We start from the raw sequence: 16,147 nt of genomic DNA, 5'->3' as shown, positions 1-16,147 counted from the left end.
TCGTACGTGGAGAATACGCCCTTCTTCGAACGGACTTTGCGTAAGCCGGAGTTGCCGCGCGTCGAGTGGACACGGGATATCCGGCAGTGTGGAATGCCTGGTTGTTACTGCTAGTGTTCGTCCAGTCACAGTAGGCAATCTGCCTCGACATCCAGGCAATGAAGGACCGAGGGTTTCATGCGCAAGCTTCAAAAGGCCATGGTCGCAGCAGCAGTGGCGGCCGGAGGCCTCTCCGTCATCGGTGCCGGCGCCGGCACCGCCTACGCCCACGGCCACGGCCACGTTCGCGACACCAAGCCGAAGGTGACGGAGCAGTACCGCCCGTACCAGGAGTGCAGTCCGCAGACCGTGGCCGACGGTGACCTCCCCATCGGCGTACTCGGTCTCTCCGAGACCTTCGACACCACCTGCGGTCAGTTCAACAACGCCTTCACGGCGTAATCGTGCGCGACGCTTTCCGCGAGCCCCTCGGGGTCACCCCCCGCAGGGGCCCGTTCACGTGTGGCCGCCCGGGGCGCGAGGCCGCTCCGGTGGCCCGCATGCGTTCGTGATGGCTCTGGAAGTTCCTTCAGCAGGTCAGCCCTTCACTTCGTAGGCGAAACGGGCCGGTCCGCGGCGCACGGCGCCCGGGTGCCCCTCACAAAGGAAACGGATCACATGCTCAGTAGGAAGAAGATCGCGGCCGTCTCGGGGCTTCTGTGCGGCCTCGCCGTGACCTGTACCGGAGTCGCTCAGGCGTATGCGGCAGCGGGCCCGGGGGCCTGCACGGTGAGCGCGTCCGGCGACGTCACCTGCGTCCAGCGGTTCGCGGGCAAGACGTCCGACGGTGAGGACTTCATCGTCCGTCGCGCCAACACCTGCACACCGCAGAAGCCCATGGAGCTGCCCGTCATCCCCCTGCTGAACAGCGGGAGCACCAAGATCGGCCCCGCAGTGACCTGTTCCCCCAATGACACGGGGGTCGACGACAGGGACACCCCCTCGGAACTGCCCGGTGGCATTCTGGGCTGAGGCCCGCACTTCCAAGCGGCGGACGGCCGGACCGGGGCGACCCGGACCGGCCGTCCGTTTTTCTGTGCGGGTTTTTTCTGTGTGCGCGGCAGATGGGTGACTGCCGCTCGGCGACCGTGACTTGGGCCGGGGGAATCGTCGTTTTACGGGAGAGCGCCGAGTGCGCGACCGAACCGCATCATCAACTGCCCATCCCGCCACATCCCTTTCCCTTTCCCTCTCCGGGTCCGCGGCCGAGCGGGCGGAAGGTTGCTTTGGCATAAGCCGACACGGTGCACAGAAGGGCCCAAGATCCCAAATGACTACGTTTCGTGTGTATATGCTCACATTAAGTAGTCAAGCCAGGGCTTCCCGCCCAGCTAGGAAAGGGTCTAATCATGCGCAAGTTTCAGCGGGCCGCGGCAGTAATTGCAGCGGTCGCGGGGCTCTCCGCCGTCGGGGCCGGCGTCAGCAGCGCCACCGACGGCTGGGGCGGCGGGGCCACTGCGGTGGCTTCCTCGCAGGCGAACGCCGTGGCCTACGGCGGTGGCGGGGGCTGGGCTCCGCACGACGCCCCGCAGGCGGCTCCGTACGGTGCTGCCCCGCAGGCGGCTCCGTACTTCGCGCCGATGAACGTCAACTTCGCGCCGCAAGCCGCGCCGCAGGCCGCGCCGCAGGCCGCCCCGATGGCCGCACCTCAGCCCGCGCCCCAGTACCTCACGCCTCAGTACATCGTCCCCCAGTACATCGCCGCGCCGCAGTACGCGCCCCAGTACGCCGCACCCCAGCCCGCGCCGCAGTACGCGCCGCAGTACGCCGCCCCGTACGGCTCCAGGTAAAGAAGCCCCTGGCGCAACGACCTGAACGAAAACCCTCAACGGCAAAGGCAGCCCGGACGCGCAGCAAACCCATCAGGGTGCGCGTCCGGGCTGTACCGGTATTCGATCAAAGGAACACAGCGCATGTTCAGTCGGCAGAAAATCGCAACCGTCTCGGGGATCCTCGGAAGTATCGCCGTGATCTGCGTCGGAGCCGTGCACGCGCAGGCGGATGAGAACCCGCGAGGCTGCAAGACCAATGCCGCAGGGGAAACCACCTGCGTGCACAAGAGCCAGACCGTCCACAAGGACAGGCACGGCACCATCGTCGTCAACCAGATGCAGAGCTGCACGACGGCGACGCGGCCCCGCCTGGTGCTGCCCGAGGACGGCTTGCTCAACAACGGGTCGACAAAGCTGGGGTCGGTGGTGGACTGCTCCAACAAGGCCCCGACGCCCAAGGGATTCAAGCGGCCCCACATCACGGCGCCGCACATCAAGTCGCCGCAGGTCAAGGCGCCGCACGTCAAGGCGCCGCACGTCAAGGCGTTCCGTGTCACGACGCCGCTCTTCGATTTCTGAGGCGCGACCGGCGAGTGCCGGACCGGGGCCGCTCCCGATCCGGCATTTCGGCATGCCGTCCCCGTGAAAGCCTTGGTGCCCCGGCCGAACGGCCGGGGCACCAAGGACGGTTCTTGCTTGCCGACTTACTTGCCGACGGTGTTGTTGCAGCCCGCGTCCGAGCCCAGGTGGGTTTCCTGAGCGCCCGGGTTGCCCTCGCCGTTCAGCAGGTTGCCCCCGACGCCGTTGAGGATGCCGACCTGGCCGAGGACGTCGACGTTGGCGTCGTGCGAACGGCAGGTGGTGCTCTGCAGGATGTTGAAGCCACCGCCGCGATGGCCGCCTTCGCCCGAGCCGAAGCCGCCCTGATCGGCGTGGGCGGCGCCGGCGCTCAGGAGTCCGACGCTGCTGAGGGCAGCGACCAGGACGGCAGCCTTGCGAAGCTTGTGCATGACATCTCCGGTGGAGTGAAGTGGATGCGATCCGTGACGGATCGACTTCGTGTAGTTACGGAGGCTAATAAGAAATACCCGTAAAAGACTGTGCGGCGCGCCGAATTCGGGGGAATCCTCACTGTCCTGGTCGACGCCCGTGAATGCCCCTGCCGTGACGCAAAAAAAGGGTCCCGGCACCGAGTCTGGAGCTCGGTGCCGGGACCTGCTTCCCGCTCTCGGCCGCCTATGCGGCCGTCAATCGACTAGAAGGCGCTGTTGTTGCAGCCCATGCTCGAGCCGATGTGGGTGTCCTGGCCTCCGGCGTTGCCCTCGCCGTTGAGCGCGTTGCCGAGCAGGCCGTTGAGGATGCCGACCTGGCCGAGGACGTCGACGTTCAGGTCGTGCGACTTGCAGTTGGAGCTCTGCAGCACGTTGAACTTGTCGCCACCCTTGCCGCCCTTGCCCCCGTCGTCGTGAGCCTGAGCGGTGCCGGCACCGAGGAGTCCGACGGTGCTGAGGGCGGCGACCAGGACGGCAGCCTTGCGAAGCTGGTGCATGTCATCTCCGGTGGAGTGAGTGGGTGCGATCTGTAACAGATCGACTTCTTACAGTTACGGAGAATAATAGGAAATAACCGACAATCACCTAGCGACGCGCCGTGTCCTGTGATCTTGTTGCGGCAGCTCCCTGAAGTACGTCCGTCGGTACAGGTGCCCTCAGTGGGCGTGGGCCTTGGCGAGGGCGTTCGCCTGGCTGTTGGCCTGGGTGCAGGCGACGCCCTTGGTCTCGGCGGCGGCGAGCACGGCTACCGGGAGGTTCGCGTTGAGCACGGACTGCGGGCTGCACTCCTGGGCGGGGCGGAAGAGGTTGAACTGGTCGGCCGAGCCGCCGGACTGCGTCGGCGCCGACTGCGGGGAGATGTGCGGGCTGAGCTGCGGGTTGATCTGCGGGTTGACCTGCGGGGCAACCTCGGCGGGCTGCGCGGGGGCCGCCTGTCGCTGGACGGGCCCGCCGGACGCGTGGGCGGTGGCCTGGGTGGCGGTGAAGGCGCCGGCCACGGCGGGGCCCGGGGGCGGAGCGCTGTTGCCGTAGGAGACAGGAGTGTCGGCGACACTGGGGCCGACGCCGATGGCGGACAGACCGCCGGCCGCTGCTACGACGAGCGCGACGTGCTGGAACTTGCGCATGGAACCTTCGGCCCTTCATTGACCTGGCATGGAACGTACTGAAAAAGCAGATGAGCCAGTGGAGTTGTGGCTGTTCTTGCTTCTGCCCTGGGCGGCTGCAGTGGGTTTTGGATCATCGCTCTGTCCCCGTGGGGAACGAAGCAAGTGCGGGGCCAGTCACGGGAGTCGGGGAGCGGTCACCCATTTGCCCCCGGCGGACCGGTAATCGGATCAATTCCAAATGGGTGACGGAATTCTCGATCCCGTGACCGTGCGGAAGGAAATGTCGTTGCCAGCTGGGAGAGGGCAGCGACCATGAACCGGTGAGAGGGGCAAGGGGATCCGCTGTCGGCTCCGGCGTGAACATCAGACTGAGCGCACGCAACACAGCACTGAATACAACGGATTTCCCTGCACAGGTATTGAAGGGCCGAGGGTTCCATGCGAAAGATTCACAAGGCCGCGCTCGTCGTAGCAGCGGCCGGCGGTCTGTCCGCCATCGGCGCCGGCGTCAGCCATGCCGACGCTTACCCCGGGTACCCCGGTGGCGCTCCGGCTGCCCCCTACTACCCGGCCCCGGCGCCTCAGTACTACCCGGCGCCCCAGTACGCGGCCCCGGCGCCCGCGTACTACCCGGCCCCGGCGCCACCCCCGCAGTACTACGCGGCCCCTGCCCCGGCTCCCCAGTACTACCCGGCCCCGGCGCCGCCCCCGCAGAGCGCTCCGGCGCGGGCCGTTGCCGCGTCCACCGCGGACAGCACCGCGCAGTCGGGCGGCCCGCAGTCGTACTCCCAGCCGGCGCCGCAGTACGCGCCCCCGGCGCCCGCCCCGCAGGCCGCGCCGCAGCCCAGCCAGGCCACCGCCGTCGCCTCCTCGGTGGGTGGTGCGCAGGCCGGTGCGCCGGCGTCCGCCCCGCAGGCCGCGCCGCAGCAGCAGCCGCTGGTCCAGCCGCAGGTCGCCCCGCAGTCCTCGCCCGAGGTCATGCCGAAGGTCGCCCCGCAGGTCGCGATGCCCCAGGTCTTCAACCCTGAGCCCGCGCCGCACGTGGCCCCGCAGGTGAACCCGCAGGTGAACCCTCAGGTGAACCCGCTCATCGACCCGCTGGTCTCGCCCGCCAGCGCGGCACCGCAGGTGCCCGGGCTCGGTCTCGGACAGGTCGCGGCGCCTCCCGTCGGGAACCTGGGTCTGCCCCGACTCGGCTGATGGCCTCCCGGCAGTTGTCCCTCGTCCCAACTCGATCTGCTGCAGATCACTTCCGCTCGATCAATGGAGAAGAAATGCGCAAGCTTCAGAAGGTCGCCATCGTGGGCGCCGCTGTCCTCGGCAGCATCGGCTCCTTCGGGGTCGGCCCGGCCTTCGCACACGGCGAGCCGGGGCACGACATCGACATCACGCAGGGCATCGAGTGCCGCTCGCACGACATGAACATCGACGTTCTCGGCGATGTCGGTGCCATCAACGGCCTGCTGGGCGGCGCGCTGAACGGCGAAGGCAACCCGGGTGCCCAGGAAAGCCACCTCGGTGCGGACATGGGCTGCAACAGCAAGGCCCTCTGAGCAGCCGCGCTGCCGCTTCTCGCCCAGGTCAGGAGCAATCCGGCCTGGGCTTTTGCGCTTCCCGGTGGACGGCACGGGCGACCTCTGGGCGGGGCGGGGTCCGTGACGCTCTCGTACGCCTCGCGAGATGTTTCTCACGGGTGCGCCAGTCCGTCGCCACGAGGGTGGCGGTGAGGGCCGGGGTGAGGTGGTGGCCTGCGGAGGTGCGTGCCGTATGGGGGTGAGTTCGCGCAGGCCGTCGTGGAGGACCGCGCCCGCGGTGACCTCGGCGAGGAGCTGGGTGGGGGTGGCGAGCCAGTCCGCCGGGGTGATGTCGGGGGTGGGAGTGAGCCGAGTTCGGTGGTGAACCACGCCGGGATGTGGGTGACTTCGACCTCGTGGCGGACGGGATGACCGTGGAAGGTCTTCGGCAGGTGCGCGGCGAGGATGTGTCCGGAACCGCTGCCCAGCCGGGCGGCCGAGTGGGGGATGCCGGGGGCGGCCTCATCGAGCAAGGAGCGGACGGCTTCGATGTAGAGGCGGCGGGAGAGTCGAGGCGGGGGACGAAGGGCGGCGCATTCGTAGTGCTCATACCGGGAAGCCGTGCCCATTCGGTGAGGGGCATGCGGGATGCCTTCACACGTTCACGGCGCCATCCGCTTCGTGGCGTTTTCGGCTTCACACCGTCAGTCGGTCTGTCCAGCCAGGTCCTTGAGCGGGCCGTCCGTCAGTCGGTACACCGTCCACTCGTCCTGCGGGCGGGCGCCGAGGGACTCGTAGAAGGCGATGGCCGGGGTGTTCCAGTTCAGGACGGACCATTCGAGGCGCTCGTAGCCGCGTTCCGTGCAGATGCGGGCGAGTTCGGTGAGGAGGGCTCTGCCGTGGCCGGTGCCTCGGGCGGTGGGGCGGACGTAGAGGTCCTCCAGGTAGATGCCGTGCACGCCGCGCCAGGTGGAGAAGTTCAGGAACCAGAGGGCGAAGCCGACCGGGGTGCCGGTGGTGTCGTCGGTCGCGATGTGGGCGTAGGCGGCGGGGCGGTCGCCGAAGAGAGCCTCGTGGAGCTGGGCCTCGGTGGCCCTTGCCTCGTGCGGGGCCTTCTCGTAGGCGGCGAGTTCGCGGATCAGGGTGTGGATGACGGGGATGTCGGCGGGGGTTGCTGTGCGGATCACTCCCGTGAGGTTAGCCGGGTGGGGTGTTTTTTGTCTGCTGCGCCGTTGTGGCTGGTCGCGCAGTTCCCCGCGCCCCTTAAGGGCGCTGTCGCACCGTAGAGGATTTCGCGCACTTCGCTTAGCGCAGGCGTCTGGCTATTTCCAGGTCGCGGGGGTCCGGGGCGCGGCCGTCCTCCATGTCCCAGAGGGTGTTCTGGAGGAGTCTGCCCAGGGTCCAGGCTCGGGCTCGGGGGCGGTCCAGGCTGAGTACGTCCGTCATGGCGTCGAAGCGCCAGAGGGTGTCGTCGGGCTCGAAGCGGTTGGCGAGGGCCGGCCAGAGGTCGAAGCCGGGGTCGCCCGACAGGGGTTTGGGGTCGATCGCGAGCCAGGGGGCGCGGTCGGAGGACAGGACGTTCTCGTCGTGCAGGTCCCAGTGGAGGAGGCGGTCGCCCGGTTCGTCCACGACTTCTCGTACGGCGGCTGCGCAGTCCGCGATCAGGCTGCGGGTTTCGGGGTCCGGGATGCGCCCAAGTGCCCAGGGGGTCCGGTCCAGCATGGCCTGGGCGATGTCGCCGAGGCGGCGCATGCCTTCCGGGGCCGGGGTGGTCGTCAGATGGGCGAGCAGGCGGGCGATGATCAGGACGGACTCGCGGGTGTCTTCCAGGTGGGAGAGCACGCGGGTCTCGTCGAGGCGTTCCAGGAGCATGGTGTGGGTCGTCTCGTCGTGGGCGAGAAGACGGACCGCGCCGTCGCCGTCCCACAGGCGCAGGGCCACCGGCTCGCCTTCGCTCTCCTCGTCCAGCAGCTGCAGCTTCAGCGCGGCCGGGGTGTCGTCGGAGCGCAGGACCGGGAGGACGAGGGCGCTGACTCCGTGCATGCCGTCGCCGTCGAGTCGTAGCTCCCAGCGATCGAGGAACTCCTGCGCCAGGTGGGGCAGACCCGCGATGAAGGTCCGGCCCGCCTCGCCGTTGAACTTCTCCTGTGCCGCCGCGAGCTCGCCCGGAATGTCGATCACCGAGTCGACGATACTTGCGTGCGTGAATCGCTTCATGCGAATTGACCGGGGGCTCGGCGAGAGGGTGTGGGCGTACGTCCGCAGTGCTCCGGGCACGTACGTCTGGCTGGCCATTCTGTTCGTCACCACCTTCGCGCTGCACCGCATGTCGCCGCACTTCGAGCAGGAGTTCATGCGGCAGCGGTCCACGAACATCCATGAGCTGTCGAACGACCCCGTGCGGGTGCTGGTGCAGAGCGCGATGTGGATCGACGGGGGCGACTGGTTTCCGTATACGTTCCTCTACACCGCGTTCCAGTACACCGTCTTCCATGCGCAGGCCGAGCGGTGGCTGGGGACGGTGCGGTGGCTGATGGTGTGCGTGGCCGCGCATGTGCTGGCGACGCTGATCAGCGAGGCCGCGCTGCTGAAGCGGGTGCGGGACGGGACGGTGTCACACTCGGTCGTCAACACCCTTGATTTCGGGGTGAGTTATGCGTTGGCGGGGGTGGTCGGGGTGTTGACGTACCGGATCGCGGCGCCCTGGCGGTACGGGTATCTGGCGGCCGTGGTCTTCGTGTACGGGACCCCGCTCCTGGGCTCGCCGACTTTCACCGACTTCGGGCACTCCCTGTCGGTGCTGATCGGGCTCGCGTGCTATCCCCTGGTCAGGGGGCGGGGGAAGGCATGGGATCCGAGGGAGACAGTTTCGGCCCTGAGGGGTTAGCTTTCCGGCCATGAGCAGCTCGGTGAGCAGTGTCGTGAACGGCGGTATCTCCCACTGGTACGCGGACGACGGTTTCCCCGCGGTGCGGGAGCCGCTCGGCGGTGACGCGTCCGCCGACGTCGTGATCGTCGGCGGCGGGTACACGGGGCTGTGGACCGCGTACTACCTGAAGAAGGCGGCGCCCTTCCTCCGGATCACCGTCCTGGAGCAGAAGTTCTGCGGGTACGGGGCCTCGGGGCGCAACGGCGGCTGGCTGTACAACGGGATCGCCGGGCGCGACCGGTACGCGAAGCTGCACGGGCACGAGGCCGCGGTACGGCTGCAGAAGGCCATGAACGAGACCGTGGACGAGGTCGTCCGGGCCGCGGAAGCGGAAGGCATCGACGCCGACATCCACAAGGGCGGGGTGCTGGAAGTCGCCACCACCCCTGCCCAGTTGGCGCGGCTCAAGGCCTTCCATGAGCTGGAGCTGTCGTACGGGGAGAAGGACCGTGAGCTGTACGGCGCCGGGGAGACCGCCGAGCGGATCCGGGTCGCGGACGCGGTCGGGTCGACCTGGACCCCGCACGGGGCGCGGCTGCACCCCGTGAAGCTGGTGAAGGGGCTGGCGGCCGCCGTCGAGGCGCTCGGGGTGACGATTCACGAGCTGACGCCGGTGGCGGAGATCCGGCCGAAGCATGCGGTGACGCCGTACGGGACGGTCCGGGCGCCCTACGTCCTGCGCTGCACGGAAGGGTTCACCGCGAGTCTGAAGGGGCAGCGGCGCACCTGGCTGCCCATGAACTCCTCGATGATCGCGACCGAGCCGCTCACCGCCGAGCAGTGGGAGTCGGTGGGCTGGGACGGGCTGGAGACGCTCGGGGACATGGCGCACGCGTACATGTACGCCCAGCGGACCGCCGACGGGCGGATCGCGCTCGGCGGGCGCGGAGTGCCGTACCGCTTCGGGTCGAAGACCGACAACGACGGGCGGACGCAGGCGGAGACGGTCGAGGCGCTGCGGGAGATCCTGGTGCGGTTCTTCCCCTCGCTGGCGGGGGTGGGGATCGAACGTGCCTGGTCGGGGGTGCTCGGGGTGCCGCGGGACTGGTGCGCGACGGTGACCCTGGACCGGTCGACGGGGCTCGGCTGGGCGGGCGGCTATGTCGGGTCGGGGGTGGCGACGACGAATCTCGCGGCGCGGACGCTCAGGGACCTGGTGCAGTTCGACTCGGGGCAGGGCGGCCGGACCGAGCTGACGGATCTGCCGTGGGTCGGGCACAAGGTGCGCAAGTGGGAGCCGGAGCCGTTGCGGTGGCTCGGGGTGCAGGGGATGTACGCCACCTACCGGGCCGCGGACCGGCGGGAACGCGCCACGTACAGCGCCGAGTCGTCGAAGCTGGCGCAGTTCGCGGACCGGGTGGCGGGGCGGCACTGACGATTTTTTGCCATCTGATTGCGCTCACAGGGATCTCTCAGTACTGCCTTCCCGTCGAAGCTGTTGGCCAGCTCGTGTCATGTACGCCACTGCTCCCAGGGGAGGGCAATCGATGGCAGCCAATGGCTGGCGAAGAAGACGGGTGTGGGCGGTGCTGGCCACCACCGCCGCGCTGGGCCTGACGGTCACTCAGGCACAGGCGGCGCACGGTGGCCGCGACCCCTTCGGCGTGCGGGAACTTCACAGACAGGCCCTTCTGCATCAGCAGCAGAAGGGCCTGTCGGCTTTCGCGCAGGCGGGGGACGACGATGACGGGGGAGAGGCGCAGGAGGAGGCCGAGCAGGCGGACCAGTACGCCGAGGCGCGCACCTCGCCGGGGATCGTGGCACCGGGGGCGTACGGGGCGGCGTACGACGCTCTGGTGGACCTGCCGCACACCAAGGGGAGCTGGAGCGATCTGACGCGGCTTCCCTACGACTCGGACGACCCGCGGTACCGGGACATCAACTCCAACTCCAGCGGCGGAGCCGGGAAGGTGACCGGCCGGGTCACCGGGCTCGCGGCCGACCGGCACGGCTATGTGTACGCGGGTTCGGCCAACGGCGGGGTCTTCCGGTCGCGAACCGGCGGCGGTCACTGGACGAACATCTCCGACGGGCTGCCCGCGCTGTCGACGGGCGATCTGCAGCTCGACGGCTGGGGGCGGCTCTGGTACGCCACGGGTGAGGCGAACACCAGCGCGACCTCCTTCCTCGGGACCGGCGTCTACGTCCTCGACGATCCGCGCAAGGGCAGCTTCAGCCCGAGCGACCGGGTCGGCGGCGACGAACTGGAGTCGAAGTCCATCAACGCCCTGCGCTTCGCGGGCGACAAGGTGTGGGCCGCGACCACCGAGGGCGTGTGGAGCCACTCCACGAAGACGCTGAAGGGCCACTGGAAGCTGGAGTTCGCGCCCAACCCGGACTATCTGCCCGGTGGTTCGAAGGCGAGCGATCCGTCGGCCGCGTACAAGAACATCACCAGCGACATCGCGATCGACCCGAAGGACCCGGGCAAGGTCGTGCTGGCCGTGGGCTGGCGCGGCGGGGACACCTACAACGGCTTCTACGCCAAGTCCGGCGGCAGCTGGCAGCGGCTGACCGGTCTCGGGGACCTGCCGAGCAACGCCGAGGACGTCGGCAACGTCACCTTCGCGCGCAGCGCGGACGGGTCGCGGTACTACGCCATCGACCAGTCGCCCGAGCAGACCGCGGAGAACCCGGACAGCGGCCTTGCGGGCATCTTCGTCTCCAAGTCCGGTTCCCCGACCGGCCCTTGGACGAAGATCGCCGACTACAAGCAGCTGCGGGACTCCGGCTCCGCGCTCACCGGTGACGGATACCAGCCCGGGATCCAGGCCTGGTACGACCAGTTCCTCACCGTCGATCCGAAGAACCCGGACCATGTGTACGCCGGTCTGGAGGAGGTCTTCGAGACCAAGGACGGCGGCAAGTCCTGGTCGGTGCCCGGTCCGTACTGGAACTTCGGGTTCCCCTGCTGGTCCATCGACCCGAGCAAGCAGACCGGTGACTGCCACCAGACCGTCCACGCCGACCAGCACTCCGTGGCGATCGGCAGCAACGGGGGAGCGCCGTACGTGATCGTCGGCGACGACGGCGGCACCTTCCGCCGGCCGCTGAACGGCAGCGCGGACGCCTCCGGCCACGCGACCGACTGGACCTCCCTGAACGACGGCACCATGGACGTCCTGCAGTACTACTCGGTGGGCGTGGGCGCCGATCCGGCCGGGCGGGGTCTGGCGATCACCGGCGGCCTCCAGGACAACGGCCAGTCGCAGCTTCGGGCCGGTGACCGCGTGATGGGCTCCAACTTCGGCGGCGACGGCGGCGACACGATCGCCGACCCGGCGAACGGGTGCAACATCGCCGAGGAGTACGTCTACCTCGCGGTCTCCGTGACCAACAACTGCGCGGTGAACGACGGAAGTTGGGTCACCGACCCGTCGAAGGCGACGACGTACTCCGTCGCCCCGCCCGACAACGCGACCGGCGAGGCACGCTTCATCGCGCCGCTGAACGCCGACATCAAGGACCCGAAGGTCTGGGTCGCGGGCGGCCGCCATGTGTGGATCAACAGCAAGGGCTACGCGATCCGCAGCGGCAGTGAGTGGTTCGGCGCGTTCGACCTGGGTGCGGGGCACACGGCCACGGCGGTGGCCTCCTCCGGCGGCAAGGTGTACGCCGCCTGGTGCGGGCCCTGCAACAACCAGGGCTTCACGCGCGGCATCGCGGTCGGCAACGCCGACGGCACGGGCTGGCACCAGCTGAGCCTGCCCGTCGACGGGACCGTCCCGAACCGCTATCTCTCGGGTCTGGCGATCGACCCGGCCAACTCCGACCACGTCCTGCTCGCCGTCAACGGCTTCTCACGGAAGTGGACGGAGGGCCCGGGCGCGGGTGTCGGGCACCTCTTCGAGACCCGGGACGGCGGGGTCACCTGGAAGGACGTCTCAGGGAACCTGCCCGACGTACCGGCCGACTCGGTGGCCCTGCTGAAGGGCGGGACCATCGCGCTCGGCACGGATCTCGGGGTGCTGGTACGGACGCCGGGCGCAAAGGGCTGGAAGGTGGCCGGCGACAACCTGCCGACCACCGCGGTGCTCCAGCTGCGGACCGGCCCGGACGGGCGGCTGTACGCGGCCACGCACGGGCGCGGGATCTGGGCGATCGACGTACGGCGATTGCGGTAGCGCTCCGCTGGGGAGGGCCGGATGCGTCGTTGGTCGTCTGCGGCGTCGTCATGGCTTGTCGCGCAGTTCCCCGCGCCCCTATAGGGGCGCTCCTGCTGGCGGCGGAAGGGGAGGGGCCCGCGGTCCGTGCGGCCCCTCCCCGTTCTTGTGCCCCCTGTCCGACGGGCTCCGGTGCCGGCGCCCGGTTGCCGTCGGACATGCCCAGGTCGCGCTGTGCTGATGGGAGCGCGATGATCACCGGGCCTCACCAGCGGCGGGGGTCGGCGTCCACGGGAGGGGCGGCCTCGCCCGACCGGGTGACGCTCACTTCGCCAGAAGACCATGAATCGGCACGTATCGCATCTGCGGATGCCTTGTGCCTGGTCATGGCTCCAGTACCACCTTTCCGGTTGTCCTGCGCGTCTCGAGCGCCCGGTGCGCGGCCGCTGCGTCGGCGAGCGGGAAGCGCTGTACGGCGGGGGTCAGCCTGCCTGCGGCTGCTTCGGCGAGGGCGCGCCGTTCCAGGGTCTGTACGGGGTTGGGGCCGCCGGCCTTCTGCATCATCACGGGGCCCAGGACCCGTTCGGAGACGCCGTCCACCAGGTAGGGCTCGCCGCCGCGGATGCCCGCGGCCGACCAGCCGAAGACGAGGTGTCTGCCGCCGGGGCCGAGCAGGGCCACGGCCTCGCGTGCGACCTCGCCGCCCACGCCGTCGAAGACGACGGTGGCGATGGGGGTCCCCCCGGTCGAGCGAAGTCGAGACTGGGGGAGCTCGCCCAGCTGGGCGCGGACCTCGTCCGGCCATCCCGGTTCCTTGTAGTCGACGGCGAGGTCGGCGCCGTTGGCCGCCACCCGTGCCGTCTTCTCCGGCCCGCCCGCCAGGCCGATGACGGTGGCGCCGGCGTTCTTCGCGTACTGCACGAGCAGGGTGCCGATGCCGCCCGCGGCGGCCGGGACCACGGCCACGGCGTCCGGGCCGAGCTCGGCGAACTGCACGATCCCCATCGCCGTGCGGCCTGTACCGATCATGGCGACGGCCTCGGCGAAGTCCAGGTTCGGGGGGATCTCGTGCACGCGGTCGACGTCGGTGACGGCCAGCTCGGCGTAGCCTCCGGGGGCGAAACCGAGGTGGACGACCACGCGCCTGCCGAGCCAGAGCGCGGCGACGCCCTCGCCCAGCGACTCGACGACACCGGCGACCTCGCGCCCCGGGACGGTGGGCAGCCGCGTCGGCTCGGGCAGCGGCCCCTGCTCGCCCTCCCGGAGGGCGGTGTCGAGCAGGTGCACTCCCGCCGCCGCAACGGCGATACGGACCTGGCCGGGGCCCGGCAACGGGTCCGCCACCTCCTCGTAGCGGAGGTTCTCGGCGGGACCGAAGGCATGGAGCCGGATGGCATGCATGGTGAAATCCCCCAGCGATTGCTTGTCAGGCACCCCAGCCTTCAACCTCAAGCATGCTTGAGGTCAAGAGGGCCGACGGCCCGGCGGCCGAGCGCCAGTGACACCGCGGCGAGGGCGCTGTTGAAGGAGACCTCCGAGAGGACGCCGGGGGCCGCGACCTGGTCGCCTGCCAGGTACACGCCGTCACCGCGGTCGATGGCCGGGCGGTCGCGCCAGCTGGTGCCGGGCAGGTCGACGGCGCCCGTACGGCCGTTCGCGACGGCCTCGCGCCGCCAGGTGACGCGTCCGCGCCAGCCCTCGAAGGCCAGGTCGAGAAGTTCCTCGGCGCGGGTGACGCCGTCGGCCTTCGTCTCGTGCGGGGCGATGGGGATCTGGCCCTGAACGAGCTGCTCGCCGGCCGGGGCGAGCGACCGGTCCTGCGCCGTGAACCTTTCCAGCCACCCCGGGGAGTCGAGGTCGCACACGGCGAAGGCGTCCCCGCGCCGGGTCCGCACGGCGAGATCGATGAGCGTCGTACGGCCGCTCGTCCAGGCCAGGGAGTCGTCCTTGAGCAGTCGGCGGGCGGCGTCGAGGGAGGTGGCGACGACGACCGGGCCGCCGTTCGCCGGAAGGGCGTCGAGGGAGTCGACGCGGGACAGGGTCTCCATCCGCACGCCCAGGTTCCACGCCCGGGCGGCCATCCGGTCGATGACGTTCGCCCAGCCGCCGCGCGGATAGTGCGCCTCCGGCGGGAGCCTGGTGGCACGGCGCAGCCGCTCCTGCACGAACGCCGCGGACAGGGCACCCGGATCATGATGGAAGAGGGCTACGGCGGAGTAGTGGGCGGCCGCGCGTGCGGCATCCTCCCCCGCGACACCGGTCGCCCAGCTCATGAAGTCGACGTCGACCGGCGCCTGTTGGAGGCCGGGGCGCAGCAGCTTGAGCATCGCGAAGGGTGGCGTGCGGCGCAGACCGCCCTGGTGGCGGAGCCGGAGCCGGGCCGCCTCCAGGGGCGGGATCGGGGCGAGCGGTCCGATCAGGTTCCGCTGCTTGAGCCAGGTCCAGTGCGGGCCGCCGTTGTAGAGGGCGTGCGGTCCGTCGTTGGTCCGGTACGGGCCTTCCGCGGTCCGTGCTCGCCCGCCGAGGGTGTGGTGGGCTTCGAACACGGTCACCTTGGCGCCGGCCTCGGCAGCGGTGACGGCCGCGGTCAGTCCGGCGAATCCGCCGCCTATGACGCTGATGCGGTGCATGGGTCCGGGTCTCCCTCGTGTCGGGTCCGCCTTTCTGTGCATACGACGGATTGGGCCCCCGGAATGTGACATGGGTGGCGTTCTGCCTGGTCAGAGTCGTTGTCAGTGGCGGAGTGCACCATGGGGGCATGGCGAGGAGAGAGGCGGGCGGGATGGGCGGTTCCAGCGGTACGGCGGTGAAGGGGGCGCGGCGGCCGGAGGTGCGGCTGCCCGCGCTGGAGCCGTTCGGGGTCGGGGAGTTGGAGCCGGACGGGGACTACGACGGGCTGGAGTTCCGGGAGACGGACCTGGCGGGGCAGGACGGCGGGGGCGCCCGCTTCATGGACTGCGCGCTGACGGGATGCGCGCTGGACGAGACGGGGCTGCAGCACGCCCGGATCCTCGACTCGGTCCTGACCGGGCTGCGCGGGGTCGGCACGAACCTCGCCGAAGCCACCCTGCGCGACGTCGAGCTGGTCGACGCCCGTCTCGGCGGGGTGCAGCTGCACGGCGCGGTCCTGGAGCGGGTGGTCGTCCGCGGCGGCAAGATCGACTACCTGAACCTGCGCGCGGCCCGGCTCAAGGACGTCGTCTTCGAGAGCTGCGTGCTGGTGGAGCCGGACTTCGGGGGCGCCCGGCTGGAGCGCGTGGAGTTCGTGGACTGCGTCCTGAAGGAGGCGGACCTCACCGCGGCGACTCTGAAGGACGTGGACCTGAGAGCGGCGGCCGAGCTGGGCATTGCGCGGGGGGTGGACCGGCTGGCGGGGGCCGTGATCAGTCCGGGTCAACTGGTGGATCTGGCACCGGTGTTGGCGGCGGAGATGGGGATTCGGGTGGAGGGTTGATTCGGGGTGGGGGCCGAGGGGGTTGGTACTCTCCGGCGTCGGCGGGGCTCGATCTCTGCCGGGCGGGGCTTGATCTTTTCCCCGGCGGACGGACCGGGCGGCGCAGGCGCTGGCGGACCTGGCGGACAACGGGCCGCTCGCCTCCTTCCTGGGCCGGGTGACCCCCCGCCAGCTC

At 69.9% G+C, this 16,147-nt stretch carries 17 protein-coding genes; 10 read left to right on the top strand and 7 right to left on the bottom strand.

Annotated features, from left to right (window positions below; translation table 11 throughout):
• The first annotated feature begins 177 nt into the window (after nucleotides 1-177).
• The 4 genes from ACWDAG_RS30655 to ACWDAG_RS30640 all read left to right on the top strand — a co-directional run bounded on the left by ACWDAG_RS30655 (nucleotide 178) and on the right by ACWDAG_RS30640 (nucleotide 2,390).
• Complete coding sequence (locus ACWDAG_RS30655; RefSeq protein ID WP_450698779.1) at nucleotides 178-441, top strand: hypothetical protein; 264 nt, start codon at nucleotides 178-180, stop codon at nucleotides 439-441.
• 216 nt (nucleotides 442-657) lie between these two features.
• Nucleotides 658-1,011, top strand: a complete 354-nt coding sequence (locus ACWDAG_RS30650) for a hypothetical protein (RefSeq protein ID WP_450698778.1) — start codon at nucleotides 658-660, stop codon at nucleotides 1,009-1,011.
• Nucleotides 1,012-1,388: 377 nt separating this feature from the next.
• Nucleotides 1,389-1,829: a hypothetical protein gene (locus tag ACWDAG_RS30645; RefSeq protein WP_450698777.1), complete on the top strand. Its 441-nt coding sequence runs from the start codon at nucleotides 1,389-1,391 to the stop codon at nucleotides 1,827-1,829.
• Between the two features lie 123 nt (nucleotides 1,830-1,952).
• Nucleotides 1,953-2,390 carry a hypothetical protein gene (locus ACWDAG_RS30640; RefSeq protein ID WP_450698776.1) on the top strand — a complete coding sequence of 146 codons (438 nt, stop codon included), beginning with the start codon at nucleotides 1,953-1,955 and terminating at the stop codon, nucleotides 2,388-2,390.
• 125 nt (nucleotides 2,391-2,515) lie between these two features.
• Here ACWDAG_RS30640 and ACWDAG_RS30635 read toward each other — a convergent pair whose 3' ends face one another.
• The 3 genes from ACWDAG_RS30635 to ACWDAG_RS30625 form a co-directional block, all read right to left on the bottom strand.
• Nucleotides 2,516-2,821: a hypothetical protein gene (locus ACWDAG_RS30635; protein ID WP_450698775.1), complete on the bottom strand. Its 306-nt coding sequence runs from the start codon at nucleotides 2,819-2,821 to the stop codon at nucleotides 2,516-2,518.
• Nucleotides 2,822-3,066: 245 nt separating this feature from the next.
• A complete protein-coding gene (locus ACWDAG_RS30630) occupies nucleotides 3,067-3,360 on the bottom strand; it encodes a hypothetical protein (RefSeq protein WP_030941334.1) in 294 nt (97 codons plus the stop codon).
• Nucleotides 3,361-3,519: 159 nt separating this feature from the next.
• The gene (locus tag ACWDAG_RS30625; protein WP_450698774.1) at nucleotides 3,520-3,990 is read right to left on the bottom strand and encodes a hypothetical protein; all 471 of its coding nucleotides are present in this window, start codon (nucleotides 3,988-3,990) and stop codon (nucleotides 3,520-3,522) included.
• 420 nt (nucleotides 3,991-4,410) lie between these two features.
• On the opposite strand from ACWDAG_RS30625, the gene ACWDAG_RS30620 reads away from it, so the two are divergent.
• Together ACWDAG_RS30620 and ACWDAG_RS30615 are read left to right on the top strand one after the other, a co-directional pair.
• Nucleotides 4,411-5,172 carry a hypothetical protein gene (locus tag ACWDAG_RS30620; protein WP_450698773.1) on the top strand — a complete coding sequence of 254 codons (762 nt, stop codon included), beginning with the start codon at nucleotides 4,411-4,413 and terminating at the stop codon, nucleotides 5,170-5,172.
• A gap of 74 nt (nucleotides 5,173-5,246) precedes the next feature.
• On the top strand, nucleotides 5,247-5,525 hold the full coding sequence (locus ACWDAG_RS30615; protein WP_450698772.1) for a hypothetical protein: 279 nt from the start codon (nucleotides 5,247-5,249) through the stop codon (nucleotides 5,523-5,525).
• Nucleotides 5,526-6,190: 665 nt separating this feature from the next.
• Here ACWDAG_RS30615 and ACWDAG_RS30610 read toward each other — a convergent pair.
• Entirely contained in the window at nucleotides 6,191-6,673 is a 483-nt protein-coding gene (locus tag ACWDAG_RS30610; protein ID WP_450698771.1) for an N-acetyltransferase family protein, read from the bottom strand.
• A gap of 118 nt (nucleotides 6,674-6,791) precedes the next feature.
• Entirely contained in the window at nucleotides 6,792-7,703 is a 912-nt protein-coding gene (locus ACWDAG_RS30605; protein WP_450698770.1) for an aminoglycoside phosphotransferase family protein, read from the bottom strand.
• On the opposite strand from ACWDAG_RS30605, the gene ACWDAG_RS30600 reads away from it, so the two are divergent.
• The 3 genes from ACWDAG_RS30600 to ACWDAG_RS30590 all read left to right on the top strand — a co-directional run bounded on the left by ACWDAG_RS30600 (nucleotide 7,702) and on the right by ACWDAG_RS30590 (nucleotide 12,539).
• Nucleotides 7,702-8,373, top strand: a complete 672-nt coding sequence (locus ACWDAG_RS30600; protein ID WP_450698913.1) for a rhomboid-like protein — start codon at nucleotides 7,702-7,704, stop codon at nucleotides 8,371-8,373. The two genes, ACWDAG_RS30605 and ACWDAG_RS30600, sit on opposite strands and share 2 nt — an antisense overlap.
• Nucleotides 8,374-8,383: 10 nt before the next feature.
• Nucleotides 8,384-9,790 (top strand): NAD(P)/FAD-dependent oxidoreductase, encoded by a 1,407-nt coding sequence (locus tag ACWDAG_RS30595; RefSeq protein ID WP_450698769.1) that lies wholly within the window; start codon nucleotides 8,384-8,386, stop codon nucleotides 9,788-9,790.
• A gap of 112 nt (nucleotides 9,791-9,902) precedes the next feature.
• Nucleotides 9,903-12,539 carry a glycosyl hydrolase gene (locus tag ACWDAG_RS30590; protein WP_450698768.1) on the top strand — a complete coding sequence of 879 codons (2,637 nt, stop codon included), beginning with the start codon at nucleotides 9,903-9,905 and terminating at the stop codon, nucleotides 12,537-12,539.
• A gap of 363 nt (nucleotides 12,540-12,902) precedes the next feature.
• Here the strand turns inward: ACWDAG_RS30590 and ACWDAG_RS30585 are convergent, their stop codons facing one another.
• Together ACWDAG_RS30585 and ACWDAG_RS30580 are read right to left on the bottom strand one after the other, a co-directional pair.
• A complete protein-coding gene (locus tag ACWDAG_RS30585) occupies nucleotides 12,903-13,919 on the bottom strand; it encodes a zinc-binding dehydrogenase (RefSeq protein ID WP_450698767.1) in 1,017 nt (338 codons plus the stop codon).
• 47 nt (nucleotides 13,920-13,966) lie between these two features.
• Entirely contained in the window at nucleotides 13,967-15,148 is a 1,182-nt protein-coding gene (locus tag ACWDAG_RS30580) for an NAD(P)-binding protein (RefSeq protein ID WP_450698766.1), read from the bottom strand.
• A 128-nt stretch (nucleotides 15,149-15,276) separates the two neighbouring features.
• On the opposite strand from ACWDAG_RS30580, the gene ACWDAG_RS30575 reads away from it, so the two are divergent.
• Nucleotides 15,277-15,972, top strand: coding sequence for a pentapeptide repeat-containing protein (locus tag ACWDAG_RS30575; RefSeq protein ID WP_450698765.1), 696 nt, complete (start codon nucleotides 15,277-15,279; stop codon nucleotides 15,970-15,972).
• Nucleotides 15,973-16,147: the final 175 nt, after the last annotated feature.

This window comes from Streptomyces sp. NPDC001157 (genome assembly GCF_053598255.1).
This window is presented reverse-complemented; position numbering and strand designations above follow the sequence as displayed.